The organism is Rhodococcoides corynebacterioides (assembly GCF_019834675.1).
Classification (GTDB): domain Bacteria; phylum Actinomycetota; class Actinomycetes; order Mycobacteriales; family Mycobacteriaceae; genus Rhodococcoides; species Rhodococcoides corynebacterioides_A.
This window is the reverse complement of sequence record NZ_JABUBU010000001.1, coordinates 422,477-441,550: the sequence shown is the minus strand read 5'-3', so window position 1 is coordinate 441,550 and position 19,074 is coordinate 422,477. Positions and strand designations below refer to the sequence as shown.

Here is a 19,074-nt window from a genome sequence, read left to right as displayed (position 1 = left end):
GAGAGCACGGAGGGCGGCCGTCGGACGAACCCCACACCGAGGCGAGGCACGGTACATGACGGATCTGAAGCCCTTCTACAAGAACGTGCAGTCGCACTACGACCTCTCGGACGACTTCTTCGCGCTGTTCCTCGATCCCACCTGGACCTACAGCTGTGCGTACTTCGAGCGCGACGACATGACGCTCGAAGAGGCCCAGCTGGCCAAGATCGACCTGGCACTGGGCAAGTTGGGCCTCGAACCGGGGATGCGACTGCTCGACGTGGGCTGCGGCTGGGGCACCACCATCATCCGTGCGCGCGAGAAGTACGACGTGGACGTGGTCGGCCTGACGCTCAGCGAGCATCAGTTCGGACGGGTGCAGAGCCGGCTCGACGCCCTCGACGGGGACCGCACCGCCGAGGTGCGGTTGCAGGGCTGGGAGGAATTCGACGAGCCCGTCGACCGCATCGTGAGTATCGGCGCCTTCGAGCACTTCCGCCGCGCACGGCACGTCCCGTTCTTCGAGAAGGCGTACCGTCTGCTGCCCGACGACGGAACGATGCTCCTGCACACCATCGTCGGCTACGGACTGGACGACCTCGCCGAGATGGGCGTCGCCGTCGACAAGCGCGACGCGGTGTTCATGCGCTTCATCATCCGCGAAATCTTCCCCGGCGGGGAGCTGGAGCGACCGAAGACCATTCAGGAGCGGGCGCAGTCCGTCGGCTTCTCCGTCGATCGCGTCCACTCCCTCCAGCAGCACTACGCACGGACCCTCGAGATCTGGACCGAGAACCTCGAGGCCCGCAAGGACGAGGCCCTCGAGATCGGCGGCCAGGAGGTCTACGACCGCTACATGAAGTACCTGAGCGGCTGCGCGAAGCAGTTCCGCCGCGGCACCATCGACGTCATGCAGTTCACCCTGTCGAAGTAGAGCCCCCAGCACACGGCGCGCAGCAGAACGATGCTGCGCGCCGTTTTCGCGTCCCGCGTCGCGGGTAGGCCTCCGGGTGACGGAGACGACCCGAAGGAGTGCACCATGCCCGCCACCGACGACCACGGCGACGCGAAGTCCTCGGAGTTGCCCTCGACGCTGCAGAAATCCGACGAGAAGGCCCAGCGCACGTACGCGAAGGCACTGGACTCCGCCGAGGAGCAGTACGACGACGAGTCCCGCGCCCACCGGGTGGCCTACGCCGCGCTGAAGCACACCCACGAGAAGGTGGGCGATCACTGGGAGGAGAAGGACGACTACGGTCCCTCCGACGAGCGGGCCGAGAGCGGTGGCCCGAACCCCAGCGGGGAGAGCAAGGAGGGCGTCGACGCCAACGCCACGAAGGATCACCTCGAGGACGTGGCGAAGAAGCTCGACATCACGGGCCGGTCGCGCATGACCAAGGACGAGCTGGTCGACGCGATCGAGAAGGAGAACCGCCGTCGGACGGACCGGAACCGCTGACGGTCCGTCCGATCACCGCTCGGGGTTCGCCCCGATCAGCCGGGAACTGTTGCCTACCACCAGGATCGACGACGCGTTGTGGAGCACCGCCGCGAGAACGGGCGACAGCGCGCCGCCCGCTCCGATCGCGAGACCGACGGCGTTGACCGCGATCGCGAGTCCGTAGTTCTGACGGATCACTCCCACCGACGTCCGTCCCAACGCTCGCACGTCCAACAGTCGGGTGAGGTCGTCGCCGGCCAGTGCGATGTCGGCCGTCTCGACGGCCACGTCCGTTCCGGCGGCGCCCATCGCGATGCCGATGTCGGCGGCGGCGAGCGCCGGCGCGTCGTTGGTGCCGTCCCCCACCACCGCGACCAGATGCCCGTCGCTCTGCAGCTGCCGGACGACCGCGAGCTTGTCCTCGGGCATCACCTCGGCGCGCCAGTCGTCGATGCCGAGTTCGGCGGCGACGGCAGCGGCCGTGTGGGGGTGGTCGCCGGTGAGCATCACGATGCGGCGCACCCCGTCCGCCCGCAGGGCGGTCAGCACGGCGGCCGCGTCCGACCGGACCTCGTCGCGCAGGCTGATCAGGCCCACGAGGTCGCCGTCCACCGCGAGCAGCAGCGGCGTCTCGGCTCGCCTCTGCAGCCGGTCGACCCACCGGGCGGCGTCCTCGGTGACGGTGACGCCTTCCCGTTGCAGCAGCGACGGGCCACCGAGCAGCAGCGTGCGTCCGTCGGACACGGTCCGCATGCCCAGACCCACCAGCACCTCGCACTCCTCGTGCGGGGGGATCTCGATGCGCCGCTCCTCGGTACTGCGAATCACCGCTTCCGCCAACGGATGTCGCGAATGGATCTCCGAGCTCGCCGCGTGGGCGAGCACCTGCTCCGGCTCCCAGGCCGTCGAGAACGCGATCACGGTGGTCACGACGGGTCGCCCGACGGTGAGGGTGCCGGTCTTGTCGAAGACCACGGCGTCGACCCGGCCGGCGAGTTCGAGGTGCGATCCGCCCTTGATGAGAATGCCGCGGCGGGCGCCGTTGCCGATCGCCGCGCTGATGGCCGTCGGCGTCGACAGGCCCACCGCGCACGGGCACGCGATGAGCAGCATCGTCATGGCCCGCCGCACGTCGCGCGTGAGAAGGAGCGTGGCGGCGGACAGCAGGAACGACGCCGGTACGAAGCGCCGCGAGAACGTGTCGCCGACGGTCTGGATGGGCGCGCGGTCCTCCTGCGCCTGCTCGACGCGGTCGATGATGCGGCCGATCGCGGTGTCGCGGCCGACGGCCGACGCGCGCACCACCAGCCGTCCGCGGACCACCACGGTGCCGGCGGACACGCGCGTCCCGGCGGCGCAGGTGACCGGCAGCGTCTCGCCCGTGATGGCCGACTGGTCCACCACCGCCTCGCCGTCGACCACCACCCCGTCCACGGGGATTCCGACGTGGTCGTGGACGACCACCTCGTCCCCGACCTCGAGGGTGTCGACGTCCACCGACACCTCGGCGCCGTCGGCGAGCCGCACCCACGCGGTGTCGTGCGTGCCCGACAGCAGGTCGGAGATGGCGCGGCGCGTGCGGCGCAGCGTCAGCTCCTGGAGGTACTCGCCGATGTTGAGCAACCACAGCACGGTCAACGCCACGACGTTCTCGCGCAGGACCAGGCTGGCGACGGTGGCCGCCGAGACGAGCGCGTCGGTTCCGGCGGTCCGGTCGCCGGCCAGCGAGCGCACGGCACCCTTCAGGAACGGGTAGCCGGTGAAGACGGTGACGCCGGTGGCCACCAGGCGGCTGGTCGAGCCCAGCACGGGCGGTCGACGGAGTCCGTAGCGGCGGATGCCCAGGAGCAGCAGCGCCGCGCCGCCGACGGCCATGCGCAGCAACTCGGTGGAGCCGACATCGGCGGATCGCGGTGTGCGCGTGCCGACGTCGGGCACCGGTCGCTCGCGTACCGCCTCGACCGCGGCGACCACCGCGTCGCGGTCGGTTCGGGTGCGGGAGTACCAGACCACCACGGAGGCCGTGCGCGGGTAGGCGTGGACGGCGCGCACGCCCACCGACGCGCCCACCGCGTCCTCGACGGCGATCGCCCGCGTGGCGTCACCGGCGATCCAGTCGACGCGCAGGCGCAGGCGTCCGCCGCCCTCGGAGAGGATCACGTCAGTGGTCGTGCCCGTGGCCCCGGGCGTCGGCCGACGGCGGGCGCACGTCCTCGCCCAGTCGGTCCTTGGCCTCGGCCACCACGTCGGAGACGGCGAGTCGCGCGGACTCGGCACGCACCTCGGCGCGGCGGACGCCGCGCAGCCCCACCTCGGTGACGCGCACGGCGGCCTCGCGCACCGGCGCCCGGTCGTAGGCCTTCTTCACGCCGTTCCAGGCGGCGACCCCGACCACTCCGGTGACGACGGTCGATGCCGCCTTGGCGACCAACGGGCCCAGCATGACAAGCGCCTCCTCGAGTACGACAGTCGACAACGGTTGTCGACAGTACCGCCCCGCGGCGGTTTGCGCGTGCGACGACCGCACCCTACAGTTCGACAACGATTGTCACTACCGATTCACCCGCGAGCCGACCCGCCGCCGACCGAGAGGACCCCCGACCGTGCTGGACGTGACCGACCTGACCGTCTCGGCCGGGCGGACCACCCTCCTGTCCGGCGTGACGTTCCGCGTCGCGGCCGGCGAACGGGTCGCCCTGGTGGGCCGCTCCGGCTCCGGGAAGTCGCTGACCGCATCCGCCGTCGCGGGCTGCACGTCGCCCGATCTCACCGTGCGCGGATCGATCCGCCTGCACGGCACCCCCGTCGCCGGAATCCCCGCCGCGCGGCGCCGCCCCGAGTCCCGGGCGGCCATGGTGTTCCAGGAATCCGCAGCCGCGTTGGAGCCGGTGACCACGGTCCGCCGGCACCTCGACCTGGCCCTGCGGCGCCGCCACCCGTCCGCCGGGGACCGCCGCCGCGCCATCTCGTCCGTCCTGCGCGCCGTGGACCTCGATCCCGACACGGTCGGCCCGCGGCGGCCCGCCGAGCTGTCCGGCGGTCAACGCCAACGGGTCTGCATCGCCCTCGCCCTCGCCGCCGACGCCCCCCTGCTCGTCGCCGACGAGCCCACCACCGCACTCGACGTCGTCGCCGCACGCACCGTCGTCGACACGCTGCGCGCGGCCACCACCCGGCCACGGGGCCTGGTGTTCGTCACCCACGACCTCGCCGTCGCGGCCGCCCTCTGCTCCCGCGTCGTCGTGCTCGACGGCGGCGTCGTGGTCGAGGACGCGCCCGTCCGCGACGTGCTGGACCGACCGACCCACCCGGCGACGGCCGATCTCGTCGCCCGCGCGCGATCCCTCGCCCTGCCGTCCCGGCCGTTCCTGTCGTCTCCACCGGCTCGGCAGTCTCCGTCCTCCCCCGCCCTCGCGTCGTGACCGAGTCCACCGCCACGGCCGAATCCGATTCCCCCGCAACGCACCCCGGCCTGACCGCGTCGGGCATCACCGTGCGCTACGGCGCCACGGTCGCCGTCGACGACGTCACCGTGCGGATCGCCGCGGGCGATCGCGTCGCCCTGGTCGGCGCGTCGGGGTCCGGCAAGTCGAGTGTGCTGCGCGCCCTGCTGGCGCTGCGCGCACCCGACGCCGGAACGGTCACGCTCGACGGCCGGCCCGTCGGGCCGGGCCCGGCCCGCGCCGTGCGACCGTTCCGCCGCGCCGTGCAGTTCGTCCCGCAGGATCCCGGCGCGTCCCTCGACCCGCGCACGTCGGTGCTGGCCGCGGTGGCCGCGCCCCTGCGCTGGCTGCACGTCCCCGGTGACCGCCGCGACCGCGCGCGTCGGGCGCTGCAGTCGGTCGATCTCGACGAGTCGATCCTCCGCGTCCGCGCCGATCGCCTCTCCGGTGGCCAGAAGCAGCGGGTGGCCATCGCCCGCGCCCTGGCCTGCGAACCTCGCTTCCTGCTCGCGGACGAGCCGGTCAGCGGACTCGACGGCGGAACCCGCGACGTCGTGCTCGACGTCCTCGTCCGACTCGGCCCCGACACGGCCCTGCTGATGGTCACGCACGACCTCGCCGTCGCGGCGCGCGTCGCCACCCGAGTCCTCGTCATGGCCGACGGCCGCCTCGTCGAGTACGGCCCGGTCGACGACGTGCTGACCGCGCCGACCCACCCGGCGACACGCGCACTCGTGGCGGCGGTACCTCGCCTCGACGGCACTGTCGCACAACCGATCTGACCCACCCCTCGACCCCTGGAGACCACGATGGTGCGGCCACGCCGACCCCTGCTCGTCACCGCGGCCACCGGCGCCGCGGCCACCCTGCTCGCGGGCTGTTTCTCCGCGGCCGCCCCGGCGGACGCCGAGGATCGCCTGCGCCTGGCGATGCTGCAGCCCCCGCGCTCGGCGCTGTCCCCGTTCAGCGACGACGCGTTCAAGCTGTCGCGCTGGTCGACCGCCGAGACGCTGGTGACCCTCGACGACCTCGGTGCGGCGCAACCCGCACTGGCCACCGCGTGGACACGGGTCGACGAGCGCACGTTCTCGTTCGACCTGCGTCCGGACGTTCGGTTCCACGACGGCGCGCCGCTCACCGCCGACGCGGTGGTGGCCGTGCTGCGTGCGGCCACCGCGGCGGCGCCGAAGCCGCGCATTCTCGACGGGGTCGAGCTCACCGCGACCGCGACGGACGCCGATACCGTGTCGGTCGCCACCGCGACACCGGATCCGCTGCTGCCGCAACGCCTCTCCAGCCCGCAGCTGGCGGTGCTGTCCCCGGCGGCCTACGCGGGCGGCCCGGTCGACCCGGTACGGCACGGAACGGGACCGTTCGTCCTCACCGCGGTGAACGGCACCTCCGGCGCGACCCTCGAGCGCAACGACGACTACTGGGGCGAACCGGCTCGTCTCGCCGGCATCGACGTCGATTTCGTGCCGGACGGCACGGCGCGCGCGGCCGCCCTGCGCAACGGGACCGCGGACGTCGTCGAGGCGGTGCCGGTGTCGCAGGCCGCGTCGGTGGATCCCGCGCTGATCCACGAGGTTCCGATGCCGCGCACCAACACGCTGTACCTGAACAACCGCACCGGCCCGTTCACGGATCCGGCTCTGCGCGCCGCCGCACGAGAGGCCGTGGATGCCGACCGCATCGTCGATCAGGTCTACGAGGGCCGCGCCGACGCCGCCCGCGGCCTCCTCGGTCCCGCACTCCCCTGGTCGGCCGATCGCCCCGCCCGCACGGCCGCCGCGGCCGGAGACGCTGCCGGACAACGCATCACGCTGGCGACCTTCACCGACCGCGCCGAGCTGCCCGAGGTGGCGGTCCTGCTGCAACAGGCCCTCGAGGCCCGCGGGTTCGTCGTCGAGCAGGTGGTGCGGGAGTACCAGTTCATCGAGGCCGACGCCCTCGCCGGCGCCTTCGACGCCTTCGTGCTCTCCCGTGCGACGGTCCTCGACTCGGGAGATCCGGTGGCCTACCTCTACTCGGACTTCGCCTGCGACGGCTCGTTCGGCCTCGCCCAGTTCTGCGATCCGGCGGTCGACCGTGCCCTCGCCGACGCCGCGGCCACCGAACCGGGACCGGAGCGTCGCACCGCGATCCTCGACGCGGAGCGGCTGATCCTCGAGCGTGACGCGGCCGTGCCGATGCTGCACGAGCGCGTGGTGCAGGGCGAGTCGAGCCGGGTGTCCGGCGTGGCCCGCGACCCCCGCGAACGCACGTTGATCACCACCGACACCGCCCTGTCGTGACCGGGGCGCGCACGCGGGGACGGCCGACGGTCCCGGTCGCCACGCTGTCCCGCGTCCTCACCGTCGCGGCGCTGCTGGGCGTCGTGGGTCTGCTCCCGTGGCTGTCCGGTCGGGATCCGGCCCTGTCGATCCTGCGCGCCCGCTCGGCGGAGCAGGACCCCACGCCGGAAGCGCTCGAGGCCGTCCGCCGGGACCTCGGCCTGGCGGACGGGCCGGTCGCGATCCTGCTCCGCTGGGTCGGCGGGGTCCTGCACGGAGACTTCGGGACGTCGTGGAACACCGGCCGCGACGTGCTGCCGAGCACCCTCGCCGCCCTCGGCGTGTCCGCGACGCTGCTGGCGTGCGCCGCTCTGGTCGCGGTGCCGGTGGCGGCCGCGCTGGTGGCTCCGGCCCTGCGCGCGGGAGTCACGGGGGCGCCGCGTCGGACGTCCGGATTCGCGGCGGCCGCGCTCACCGCGACGCCCGAGTTCCTGCTGGCTTCGATCGGTGTCGTCGTGGGCAGCCTGTATCTGTCGCTGCCCTCCTACGGATGGACCGGTCCGCAGTCGGCGATCCTCCCCGCACTCGCGCTGGGCCTGCCCGCGGGCGGACTGGTCGGCCGACTGCTGGCCGACTCGGTGTCGTCCGCGAGCACCGAGCACTGGGTGGTCACCTGGTCCGCCGCGGGCATCGACCGTCGACGCACCGCCCTCGCCGTCCTGCGCCGCGCCGCCGCGGCCGTGACACCGCAGATCGGCCTCGTCGCCGTGGCCGTGCTCGGGGGCGCCGTCGCCGTCGAGCAGGTCTTCGCCGTCCCCGGTCTCGGCCGCACCATGCTGGGAGACGCACGCTCGCAGGACCTTCCGGCCCTGCAGGCCGACGTCCTCGTGCTGCTCGTCGTCGGCGTGATCGTCGGCATCGTGACCACCGCCGCCCGCCGCGCCCTGCTGGGTGCCTCCGTGCACGACGACGCGGTGCCGGTGCCCGCCGCCCGCTTCGTCCGACGACGACGCCACGCGGCGATCCCCGTCGCCACCGCACTGGGCATCCTGGCGATCGTCCTCGTCGGCCTGCCGCGCGACCCCTACGCCGCGACGACCGCGAAGTACGCCCCACCGTCGTCGGCGGCACCGTTCGGAACCGACGCCTCCGGTCGCGACGTCCTCGCCCGCGTCGCCCACGGCGCGGCGACGACCATCGGCACGTCCGCGGCGGTGCTGCTTGCGGCCGTCGTCGTCGGGGTGGTCCTGGGCTGCGCGCCACGTCTGTTCGTCGGCCCCATCGAGGTGTCCAACGCCGCACCGCCCGTGGTCACCGGAGTCCTCGTGGCCTCGATCCAGGGTCCGAGCGCCGGCGCCGCGGCCCTGGCGGTGCTGCTGGTGTCGTGGGCTCCGCTCGCCGCGCACACCGCCGCGCTGGCCGCCGAGGTTCGCTCCCGCCCCTACGTCGTGATCATGCCGTCGCTCGGCGCGAGTCGGAGCCGCATCCTGCTGGGAACCGTGCTACCCGCGGTCGTGCCGACGGTGGTGCGGCACGCCCTCCTCCGTCTGCCCGGGGTGGCGCTGGCGCTCGCCGCCCTCGGCTTCCTCGGACTCGGACCCACCCCGCCGAGCCCCGATTGGGGCCTCGTCCTCGCCGACGGAGTCGCCGCGGTCGAGCGCGCCCCCTGGGTGGCGGCCGCGCCGCTGCTGTCACTGATCCTGTTGTCGGTCACCGCCGTGGCGGCGTCGTCGCTGGCCGGCCGGCCCGGCCGCAGGACCACGCCGGTAACGTCGTCCCCCGTGTCGAACAGCGCTGTGCCGACCCCGTGACCGCCGTCCGTCCCCGATCGCGCTGGGCGCGTGCGCTTCCCGTGGCCGACCTGCGTGCGGCGACCCCCACGGTGCGTCTGCTGGTGCTGACGCAGCTGGCCTTCAACGTCGGCTTCTTCATGGTGTTGCCCTACCTGTCGGTGCATCTGACCGGCGACCTCGGGCTCGGCGCAGCGACGGTCGGGGCCATCCTCGGGGTGCGCACGTTCTCGCAACAGGGCCTGTTCTTCCTGGGCGGCACCCTCGCCGATCGGCTCGGCATCCGCCCGGTGGTCCTGACGGGATGCGCGATCCGGGTGGTGGGGTTCGTCGGGTTGGCGTTCGCCGAGTCGCTCACCGGGGTGCTGGTGGCCACCGTGCTGGTCGGGGTCGCCGCGGCGCTGTTCTCCCCCGCCGTCGAATCGGCGGTGGCCGTGGAGGGTTCGGTGAGCGAGCGCGCCGGCGGCCAGAGCCGGCTCGACGCGTTCGCGCTGTTCACCGTGTGCGGCCAGATCGGCTCGTTCACCGGGCCGCTGCTCGGTTCGCTGCTGTTGCTGGTCGACTTCCGCGTCGCCTGCCTGGTCGCGGCGGGGGTGTTCGTGGCCATCACCGTCACCCATGCGGTGATGCTGCCCGCACGTCGTCCGGCGGAGTCGACGACGACGTGGTTCGAGGACTGGCGCACCGTCGCCCGGAACCGTCTCTTCCTCGTGTTCGCCGTGGCCACGAGTGTGCAGCTGGTCGCCTACAACCAGCTCTATCTCCTGCTGCCGCTCGACATCGATCGAGTGTGGGGGTCGCAGGCCCCGCTGGGGTGGTTCTTCGCCGCGTCCTCGCTGCTGGTGGTCGCCGGCCAGATGCCCGTCACCCGGGCGGCGCGGCGACGGCCGCTCCGGACGGTGTTGCCGGCCGGATTCCTGCTCATGGCGGCGGCGTTCGCCGGCGCCGGAGTGGTCAGCCTCGGCGGGGCGTCGGGGTGGGCCGGGTTGGCGGGTCCGGCGCTGTTCGTCGTACTGCTGACGGTCGGGCAGATGATCGCCATGCCCGTCGCCCGCGATCTGGTCCCCGTGCTGGCGGGCGACCGCACGCTGGGGTCGTACTACGGCTTCCTCGCCTCGGTCGGCGGGATCGGGGTGCTGCTCGGGTCGGCCGCGCTCGGCGCGGTGCTGGACGCCGTTCCGGACACGACGGTCGGTCGCGCGGTGCCGTGGTTCGTGGCCGCGGCTCTTCCGCTGGCGGCCGCGGTGATGCTGCGGTCGGTCTCGGCGCGAGCCGACTCGCTGAGGTCGGGCAGCACCGGGTCGAGCAACACCGGGCCGAGGAGCACCGAACAGGGAAGCACCGGACCGGGATCCGTCACGCCGCGATGATGTCCCGCCCCGTGAGCATCTCCGTCTCGGCGGCGATCCGGTCCCACACCTCCGGCGCCACGTCCCGGTCGAGGCTGTCGCGGTCCCACCACATCATGCGGGTGCGGTACCGCTCGTCCGGGTAGGCCGCGGGAGCGATCGCTTCGGTCACGCGGCCGCCGCCGGACTCCCAGCGCCGCAGGACGTGATCGGCGGCCGTCGCCATGACGAACCGTGCCCCGGTGAAGACCATGGTGGGCAACGCGGTCCGCGACAGCAGCGCGGAGAGCGCCCCGGGTGCCTCGGCGGTGGTCGAGACGAACGCCGACTTCATCTCGACCACTCCGTGCGGGAGTCGGTCGGTGATCAGCGCCTCGACGCGCGGGCGGTCCGCGTTGCCCGCCCACTCGACGAGCGCGTGCGACTGCTGCGCCGACAGGTAGGGACCCTGCCCGCGCACACCCCCGACCACCGTGCCCGACGCGTCGACGGCGGCGAAGAACACGGCGGTGTCCCGGCCGTCGCGCACCCGCGCCGCGTCCAGGGCGATCGAGACCCCGTGCCGCGAGTAGGACACGTCGGCCGCGTCGAGGTAGTCCTCCCACAGCGCGCGGTCCATCGACGGGGTGCTCATCACCAGCGTCGTTCCGCTGGCACGATCGTCGAGACGGGTCGCGCCGCGCGAGAGTGGCCGGGCGAGGTCGCGCGGGCGCGCTGCTGCGTGGGTGCGGTCGGACGAACGGGTGGAGTCGGACGGGCGGGCGGCGACGAGGACGGACACGGGACTCTCCTAACGACGGAACGGGCACGGACGTGCCGGATCGCCGTCATCGGCGCCCGACCGAGCCATTCGGACGACTTCCGAATGGTTCACACACCGATTGTCCCGCCAACAGAGAAATGGGCGGTTTTATAGGGAGATGTCACTGATACGGCGGGATGGCCGTTCTCGGCGACCGGGGTCTCGACACGGTGTACTCGGTGATTATGCCCCAACGAAACAGTCACGTCGCCGGTTTTCGGACCCGAACATGGAGTGACGGTTCACAAAACGAACTCGAGACGGACGAACCGACCGACTCGTCGGAATGGCCGTCCGGCTCAGTGTGACCGGCGTCTCACCAAGGGTCGCGACAATGGCACCCGACTCCCGGGACCGAGCGGGCCGTCAGCGTCGTCGGACCACCGGACGCAACGGCAGGAGTCGACGGCGGCCCGCGCTCCGACCGGACCCCGGTGCCCCCGCCGTTCCCGCGTGGACCGCGTCGGCGAGCATCGCCTCGACGGTCGCCTCGGCGTCGGCCTTGTTGTCACCGATGCCGCCGGTGGCGCCGCGCTTGGCCCACCCCACGACATAGGTGCGCGGCACTGCAGTGCCGTCGTCGCGGACCACCCGGCCGTCGACGTTGCGTACGGTGCCGCGGTCCTCGTCGAAGGGCAGGCCGCCGAGAGGTGCGCCGCGGTAGCCGACGGCCTGCAGGACGAGGTCGGCGCGCAGCGTGACCGACCCGCGGTCGGCCGTGGTCGCCGTCATTTCCAGCGCACCGTCCGCGCGGCGCAGCGCAGCGGGGTCGACACCGAAGGCGAACACGATGCGGCGCCCGGTCCCGGCCGGCCCCGACAGGTCCGACAGGGTCACCTCGGGCACCCCGGCGAGCGGGGACGCCGACGCCGAGAACGGCAGCGCCGCTGCGGCCTCGGCGGCGCCGGGGCCGGCGATCACCACCGGAACCTCGGCGCGCGAGACGAGAGCCTGGCACTCGGGACGGGTGAAGGCGGCGTGCTCGGGACCCCGACGGGCGACGACGACGACCTCGGCGACCTCGGCCGCCCGCAGCGCGGCCAACGCATGGGGTGCGATCTCGGTGGCGGCCAACGCGTTCGGGTCGGCCGTCAGGATACGGGCGGCGTCGAGGGCGACGTTGCCGTTGCCGATCACCACCACGCGACGCACCCCGGTGAGGTCGACCGCGTCGGCGGGAACGCCGGGGTGGCCGGTGTACCACCCGACCAGCGTGCGGGCACTGAACGGGGCCACACCGCCGGAGTCCGAGCGGACCCAGGGCAGCGTGCGGTCGCGGTCCGCGCCGACCGCGACGACGACGGCGTCGTGGGCGGCGCGAAGGTCGTCGACGTCGACGTCCGCGCCGACGTTCACCCCGGTGCGCACGGTCACGCGCGGGTGATCGAAGAGGGGCCGGAAGTGTTCGCCGATGCGTCGGGTGCCGGTGTGGTCGGGGGCGACGCCGAACCGGGCGAGGCCACCGGGCACCGCCAGCCGTTCGTAGAACGTCACCCGCGCGTCGGTCTGACGCAGGATCGCCGTGGCCGCGTAGCAGGCGGCCGGACCGGTGCCGATGACGGCTACCGAGCCCAGGGACACGTCGGCGATGTTCGGCAGCGGGAATCGCGGTGCGCCCCAGGCGTTGTCGACGGGCCGGTCACGGTAGTAGTCGGCGTTGAGGTCGGCGTAGACCTGCTGCTCGGGCGTCAGCCGGCTCACGCGGGTGATCGCGTCGACGGGACAGGCGTCCGCGCACGCACCGCAGTCGATGCACGAACGCGGGTCGATGTAGAGCAGATCGGTCGTACCGAAGTCCGGCTCGTCGGGCGTCGGGTGGATGCAGTTGACCGGACACACCGACAGGCAGGATGCGTCGTTGCAACAGTTCTGGGTGATCGCGAAGGCCATGGGTGACCGGCCTCAGAGCATGTGCACGGTGCGATAGATCGCCGCCGCCGGCCTGGTGAGCAGGCCGCAGTCGGCGAGGAACGCCATCAGGTGCTGGCTCGAGGTCCGCATCATGACGTGGTGGTGCGTGTTGGCCTTCGCCGCCCGCACGGCGCGGTCGACGTCCAGACCGGCGGCCGCGTAGACGTCGCGGCTGACCATGTTGGAGACGATGACACGGGCCGCGATGGCGATCAGCAGCGCGGCCGAGCGACGACGGACGGCCGAGGTGCCCGCCATGTGCTCGCGCATCTGGGCGCGGGCGAAGGTCATGTGGCGCGATTCCTCGACCACGTGGATCTTGCTGGTGGTGCGCACGAGCGGCAGGACGTTCTCGCCGCGCATCCAGTCGCGCTGCATGACGTCGAGGACTTCCTCGGCGACGAGAATGCCGCCGTACGCGGCCTCGGAGACGGCGATCGTCTTGAAGAGGCGGCCGAGCTCACGGCTGGCGCGGCGGGGGACGTAGGCCTCGATCCCCATGGTGCGGCACGCGCGGGCGAACATCAGCGAGTGGCGGCACTCGTCGGCGATCTCGGTGAGCGCGAACTGGAAGTCGGACTCGGCGTACTTCCCGCAGTACTGATCACGAAGCACCATCTGCTGCAGGATCATCTCGAACCAGATCCCGGTGCTCATGATGGACGCCACCTCGTGCCTGGTGAGCGTGATGCGCTGCTCGTGACTCATCTCGCGCCACAGATCGGTGCCGTACAGGGTGCTCCATTCCGGGTTCAGCCCGTAGTGATCGGGGTCGAGCGGTGCGTCCCAGTCCACCTCGGTGGTCGGGTCGTAGGACAGTGCCGCGGCGGAGTCGAGCAGCCGGGCGGCGACGTCCTCCGGTTCGCGACCGAGGTCGGTGGAGGTGGCGGGGTCGAGCGTGCTGGTCATGAGCGCATCCTTTCCGTGCAGCACCGGATCGCATCGCCGAACCGCGGCGTGCCTTTGCTGTGACGGAGATTATCAGATACTCGACGTCACGGACACTGACCGACCCATCGCTGCAGCTCAGGACCGCCGCGACCGAGACCGTGACCGGCGCCACCGGTCGATGTCCTGCCCCATCGGGGTCGTCGGCTCGGTGTCGTAGAGCCACTCGCGGGCGATCGCGCCCCAGTTCGCCGTCGCCCGCAGCTGACCGAGGATGCCGAACGTCAGGAAGTCGGTCCGACGCGAGAAGACGTGCTCCGGCGGGAGCCACTGCTTGGTCATCTCCCCGAAGCTGCCGCTGCGCGGATCCACCGCCAGGACGAAACACGCGCCGGCCATCTCGGGCGTCACGGTGACGCGCCGGTCGGTCAGGCTGAGCTCGGCTGCGGCCGAGACGTAGTCCAGGCAGTCCTGCGGCCCCACCTCGGACCCGGGATCGAGAATGCCGCGCTCGGACAGCAGTCGGTGCAGGTCCGCGCCCCGCCCCTCGATCGCCGCGCGCAGGCAGTCGCGCTCGAAACGGATGTCGGCGTCGCTCATGTGGATGTAGAGACCGAAGTCCACGAAGGTCACCCGTCCGTCGCGGGCGAGCAGCACGTTGCCGGGGTGCGGATCCCCGCAGAACTCGCCCAGCGTGTGCAGGGAACCGACGTAGAAGCGGAAGATGGTCTCGCCGATCCGGTCTCGCTCGTCGGCGGGCAGTTCCCGGATGCGCTCGAACGGCACCGCGTCGACGAAGTCCGTGGTGAGGACCGCCTCCCCGCAGTGCGAGGTGACCACGTCCGGCACCGCGAAGTGCGGGTGATCGCGGAAGAGGTCGGCCGCGCGGCGCTGCGTCCGCGCCTCGGCCGGATAGTCGAGTTCGGCCTCGAGGTTGCGGCGCAACTCCTCCACGACGGCCTTCGAGGACAGCATCGGCATCGACGCCGGGAGCAGCTTGACGTAGAACGAGAGGTTCCTCAGGTCCGCGCGCACGGCGTCGTCGATACCGGGGTACTTCACCTTGACGGCCACCACCCGCCCGTCCGGAAGCACCGCGCGGTGCACCTGTCCGATCGACGCCGCCGCGACGGGGACGGGGTCGAACTCGGCGAAGAGCGTGGTCAGCGGCGCGCCGAGGTCTCCCTCCACCACCGCCCGCACGTCCTCGAAGGACACCTTCGGCGCCCGGTCCAGCAGATCGGCCAGGCGCTGCTGGAACTGCTCGCGATGCTCGTCCGGCACGAACGCCAGGTCGAGCGTGGACAGCATCTGCCCCAGCTTCATGGCCGCGCCCCGCAGGCCGCCGAGCACCGTCACCAACCGCTCGGCCGCGCGCACCGCTTCCTTCTCGGCGAGGGCGTCGCGCAGGGCGTCCGTCCGACCGGCCATCCGCACCCGCAACACCGCACTGCGCGCGGTCCGTTCCGCCACCAGGCGACCGACTTCCGCACCCCTGACCACCCGTGACGTGGGCACCTTGTCCGACACGCGGCCCAGTATCGCCCGGGCGGGGCGGGCGGAGCGACCTCCGAACGGACAGACAACGCAGACAACGCTTTTCGGACACCCTGTGGCGCACGTCACCGTGGCGCGACCGCGCGCAGTGGGCATACGTTTGCAGAGGTAACGACTTCTGGGAGGGGAAGACATGACCACCACCGACGTCTCGACCGTGACCACCGCAGCACCGGACCCTGCCGTGTCCGCGCTGCTCGCCGCGGCCGGTCCCGATCTGCATCGCGTGGTCGAGACCGTCATGCACGAGTACGCGGACCGTCCCGCCGTCGCGACCCGGTCGCGGCGCCCGGTGACGGACGAGTCGGGGCGCCGACGCACCGAACCGACGCACGCCGTCGACACCCTCACCTACGGCGAGCTGTGGTCGCGAGCCGGGGCGCTCGCCCGGCACCTCGCCGGCGTCGTCCCGCCCGGAACCGCGCTCGCCACCCTGGGTTTCGCCGGCAGCGAGTACGTGATCGCCGAGCTCGCGACCGTCCGACTCGGCGCCGTCGCGCTGCCGCTGCAGACCGGCGCGAGCGTCGACCGGCTCGTCGACATCGCCGCGGAGGCCGGCCCGACGGCCCTGGTCGTCGACAGCGAGCATCTGCGCACGGCGGCCGCGCTGGCCAACCGCACCGACATCACTGCCGTCGTCGTCATGAACCACGACCCGCGCGTCGACGACGACGTCGACCGTCTGGCCGAGGCCCGCGGCGCGGTACCCGCGGGCACCGAGGTGCTCCCGCTCGCCGACGTCCTGGCCCGAGCGGACGACGATCACGCGCCGACCACCGAGCTGCCCACCCTCGCACCCGATCCCGACCGGCTCGCGGCCCTCGTCTACACCTCCGGCAGCACCGGAACCCCCAAGGGCGCCATGCACACCGACGCTCTGGTCGTCCGGCAGTGGGCCGCCAACCTGATGGACGGGACGGGCGCGTTCGGGTCCCCCGACGCCGCTCCCGGCCCGGTCGTGGCGCTCGACTACCTCCCGATGAGCCACCTCGCCGGACGCGGCCTGGTCACCTCGACCCTGGCGGCGGGCGGGACCGTGCACTTCGCCGCGACCTCCGACCTGTCGACGTTGCTCGGGGACTTCGCGCTCGCCCGCCCCACCACGGTGCTGCTGGTCCCCCGCGTGTGCGATCTGATCCGGTCCGAGGCGTCGTCGGCCGTCGACCGCCGCGCGCGGGAGACCGGGCGCACCCCCGACGACGTCCGCACCGAGGTGTACGACGACATGCGCGAGCACGTCTTCGGCGGCCGGGTCGCGTCGGCGATCGTGGGCACCGCACCCGCCACCGTCGAGGCCGTCGCGACGGTGTCCGACGTGCTCGGCGTGCCGGTGCACGACATGTACGGCTCCACCGAGGCCGGACACGTCCTGGTCGACGGCGTCCTGACCCGTCCGCCGGTGCTCGACTACCGCCTCGAGGACGTGCCGGAGCTCGGCTACTCCACGGCGGACCGGCCACACCCCCGCGGCGAACTGCTGCTACGCACCGCGTCGTTGACGCCCGGCTACTTCCGCCGCGCGGACGCGACTGCGAGCGTCATGACCGACGACGGCTTCTACCGCACCGGAGACGTGTTCGAGGAGCTGGGCCCGGACCGGCTGCGGTACGTCGATCGCCGCAAGAACGTGGTGAAGCTCGCCCAGGGCGAGTTCGTCGCGCTGTCGAGTCTCGACGCCGTGTACGGCGCGTCCGACGCCGTCGATCAGATCCACGTGCACGGTGACGGCACCCGCTCGTTCGTGCTCGCGGTCGTCGTGCCCGCCGCCGGCCGCACCACCCGCGACGTCCTGACCTCCCTGCAAGAGATCGCCCGCCGCGAGGGGCTGGCCTCCTACGAGATCCCGCGCGACGTGATCGTCGCCGACGAGCCGTTCACCACCGCGAACGGATTGCTCTCGGGCGCCAACAAGCAACTGCGCCCGGCCATCTCGGCGCGGTACGCCGACGCGCTGGACGCGCGCTACCGGGAGATCGAGGGCGGCGGTCGTGATCGGCTGCAGGCCCTCCGGCAGGAGGTGGGGACGGCGCCGACGGTCGACGTGGTGCGTCGTGCCGCGGCCGGACAGCTCGGGCTCGCCGACGAGGACGTGGCCGCGACCGATCGCTTCACCGACCTGGGCGGCGATTCGCTGTCGGCGGTGTCCTTCGGGGCGGTGCTGCGTGACCTCTTCGACGTCGAGATGCCGGTGACCGCCGTGGTCTCCCCCACCGCGGACCTGGCCGCCGTGGCCGCGACCGTGGATCGGGCGCGGGCTGCCGCCGCGAACCCGAGCGACGCCGACGCCGCGCCGGCCCCGACCTTCGAGGGCGTCCACGGCACGGACCCGGACGAGGTCCACGCGGACGATCTGACCCCCGATCGTGTTCTGGGCCCGGACTTCTCGGGCGTCGCAGGCCGGGCCGACGGCCCGCGCGCGGACATCCGCACCGTGCTGGTCACCGGCGCGACCGGCTATCTGGGTCGCTTCCTGCTGCTCGAATGGTTGGACCGCATGGACGCCGTCGACGGCCGTGTGGTGACGCTGGTCCGGGCGCGCTCGGCCGAGGACGCGCGCCGACGGCTCGACGAGACCTTCGGCGCGACGGGCGATCACGCCGTCGACCCGGACCTGATGGCCCGGTGGACGGAGCTGGCGGATCGCCGCCTCGACATCGCGGTCGGCGACGTCGCGCAGCCGCGTCTCGGGCTGTCGGACGAGCGGTGGACCCGGTTGACGCACGAGGTGGATCACATCGTGCACCCGGCGGCCATGGTCAACCACGCCCTGCCGTACCGGGAGATGTTCTCCCCCAACGTCGGTGGCACCGCCGAGGTGATCCGGCTGGCGACGACCCACCACCTCAAGCCCGTCGACTACCTGTCGACCGTCGCGGTGGCCGCCGGCGTCGAGTCGCTGACCGAGGACGGCGACATCCGGGTCGAGAGCCCGCGACGGTCACTGGGCGGTGACTACGCCAACGGGTACGCCACCTCCAAGTGGGCGGGTGAAGTGCTGCTGCGCAACGCCTTCGACGCGGTGGGCCTGCCCGTCACCGTCTTCCGGTCGAACATGATCCTCGCGCATCCGCGCCGGCGCGGCCAGGTCAACGTGCCCGACGTGTTCACCCGCACCCTCGCGTCCATCACGGCGTGCTCGCTGGCGCCGCGGACGTTCTACGCCACCGACGGGGGCGAACGACCGCGCGCCCACTACGACGGGCTGCCGGTCGACTTCACCGCCGCCGCGGTCGCGGAACTCGGCAGTCGGAACCGTCGGGATCACCGGACGTACCACGTGGTCAACCCGCACCACGACGGCATCTCGTGGGACGTGGTGGTCGACTGGCTCGAGGATGCGGGCGTGGCCGTGGAGAGGATCGACGACCACGACGAGTGGTACCGACGCTTCCACGACGCGGTGGCCGCGTTGCCGGAACCCCTCCGCTCGCACTCCGTGCTGCCGCTGATCCACGCCTACCGGCAGCCCCTGCCGCCGCTGGACGGGTCCCCGATTCCGGCCGAACGGTTCCGCGCCGCCGTCCGGGAGTACCTGGCCCCGAGGTGGAGCGACATCCCGCACCTCGGGCCGGATCTCGTCGCCAAGTACGTGCGGGACCTCGACGCGCTGGGCATCGTCGCCCTCCAGCGCAGCTGAC

Annotated in this window: 14 protein-coding genes; 8 read left to right on the top strand and 6 right to left on the bottom strand. The window is 72.6% G+C overall.

Annotation, left to right across the window (positions count from 1 at the left end):
• Window positions 1-55: 55 nt before the first annotated feature.
• Together HQ603_RS02055 and HQ603_RS02050 are read left to right on the top strand one after the other, a co-directional pair.
• Window positions 56-916 carry a cyclopropane mycolic acid synthase family methyltransferase gene (locus tag HQ603_RS02055; protein ID WP_222682692.1) on the top strand — a complete coding sequence of 287 codons (861 nt, stop codon included), beginning with the start codon at window positions 56-58 and terminating at the stop codon, window positions 914-916.
• A gap of 105 nt (window positions 917-1,021) precedes the next feature.
• Entirely contained in the window at window positions 1,022-1,441 is a 420-nt protein-coding gene (locus HQ603_RS02050) for a ChaB family protein (protein ID WP_222682691.1), read from the top strand.
• A gap of 12 nt (window positions 1,442-1,453) precedes the next feature.
• Here the strand turns inward: HQ603_RS02050 and HQ603_RS02045 are convergent, their stop codons facing one another.
• The gene (locus tag HQ603_RS02045; RefSeq protein ID WP_222682690.1) at window positions 1,454-3,583 is read right to left on the bottom strand and encodes a heavy metal translocating P-type ATPase; all 2,130 of its coding nucleotides are present in this window, start codon (window positions 3,581-3,583) and stop codon (window positions 1,454-1,456) included.
• A 1-nt stretch (window position 3,584) separates the two neighbouring features.
• On the bottom strand, window positions 3,585-3,866 hold the full coding sequence (locus tag HQ603_RS02040; protein WP_222683187.1) for a DUF1490 family protein: 282 nt from the start codon (window positions 3,864-3,866) through the stop codon (window positions 3,585-3,587).
• Between the two features lie 169 nt (window positions 3,867-4,035).
• On the opposite strand from HQ603_RS02040, the gene HQ603_RS02035 reads away from it, so the two are divergent.
• Genes HQ603_RS02035 through HQ603_RS02015 form a run of 5 tightly spaced genes read left to right on the top strand, consistent with a single transcriptional unit; the run spans window position 4,036 to window position 10,299 of the window.
• A complete protein-coding gene (locus HQ603_RS02035; protein ID WP_222682689.1) occupies window positions 4,036-4,845 on the top strand; it encodes an ATP-binding cassette domain-containing protein in 810 nt (269 codons plus the stop codon).
• On the top strand, window positions 4,842-5,648 hold the full coding sequence (locus tag HQ603_RS02030; RefSeq protein ID WP_222682688.1) for an ABC transporter ATP-binding protein: 807 nt from the start codon (window positions 4,842-4,844) through the stop codon (window positions 5,646-5,648). The genes HQ603_RS02035 and HQ603_RS02030 overlap by 4 nt, the downstream gene beginning before the upstream one ends.
• Before the next feature lie 27 nt (window positions 5,649-5,675).
• Entirely contained in the window at window positions 5,676-7,160 is a 1,485-nt protein-coding gene (locus tag HQ603_RS02025) for an ABC transporter substrate-binding protein (protein WP_261773191.1), read from the top strand.
• Entirely contained in the window at window positions 7,157-8,950 is a 1,794-nt protein-coding gene (locus HQ603_RS02020) for an ABC transporter permease subunit (protein ID WP_222682687.1), read from the top strand. The genes HQ603_RS02025 and HQ603_RS02020 overlap by 4 nt, the downstream gene beginning before the upstream one ends.
• Before the next feature lie 41 nt (window positions 8,951-8,991).
• Window positions 8,992-10,299, top strand: a complete 1,308-nt coding sequence (locus HQ603_RS02015; protein ID WP_308126311.1) for an MFS transporter — start codon at window positions 8,992-8,994, stop codon at window positions 10,297-10,299.
• Here the strand turns inward: HQ603_RS02015 and HQ603_RS02010 are convergent.
• The 4 genes from HQ603_RS02010 to HQ603_RS01995 all read right to left on the bottom strand — a co-directional run bounded on the left by HQ603_RS02010 (window position 10,286) and on the right by HQ603_RS01995 (window position 15,409).
• A complete protein-coding gene (locus tag HQ603_RS02010) occupies window positions 10,286-11,059 on the bottom strand; it encodes a hypothetical protein (RefSeq protein WP_222682686.1) in 774 nt (257 codons plus the stop codon). The genes HQ603_RS02015 and HQ603_RS02010 overlap by 14 nt on opposite strands.
• 387 nt (window positions 11,060-11,446) lie before the next feature.
• Window positions 11,447-12,970, bottom strand: a complete 1,524-nt coding sequence (locus HQ603_RS02005; protein ID WP_222682685.1) for an FAD-dependent oxidoreductase — start codon at window positions 12,968-12,970, stop codon at window positions 11,447-11,449.
• Window positions 12,971-12,982: 12 nt separating this feature from the next.
• Complete coding sequence (locus HQ603_RS02000) at window positions 12,983-13,900, bottom strand: AurF N-oxygenase family protein (protein WP_222682684.1); 918 nt, start codon at window positions 13,898-13,900, stop codon at window positions 12,983-12,985.
• 117 nt (window positions 13,901-14,017) lie between these two features.
• On the bottom strand, window positions 14,018-15,409 hold the full coding sequence (locus HQ603_RS01995; protein WP_222682683.1) for an ABC1 kinase family protein: 1,392 nt from the start codon (window positions 15,407-15,409) through the stop codon (window positions 14,018-14,020).
• A 160-nt stretch (window positions 15,410-15,569) separates the two neighbouring features.
• Here HQ603_RS01995 and car point away from each other — a divergent pair, with 160 nt between their 5' ends.
• Window positions 15,570-19,073, top strand: coding sequence for a carboxylic acid reductase (car, locus tag HQ603_RS01990; RefSeq protein WP_222682682.1), 3,504 nt, complete (start codon window positions 15,570-15,572; stop codon window positions 19,071-19,073).
• The last annotated feature ends 1 nt before the right edge of the window (window position 19,074 follow it).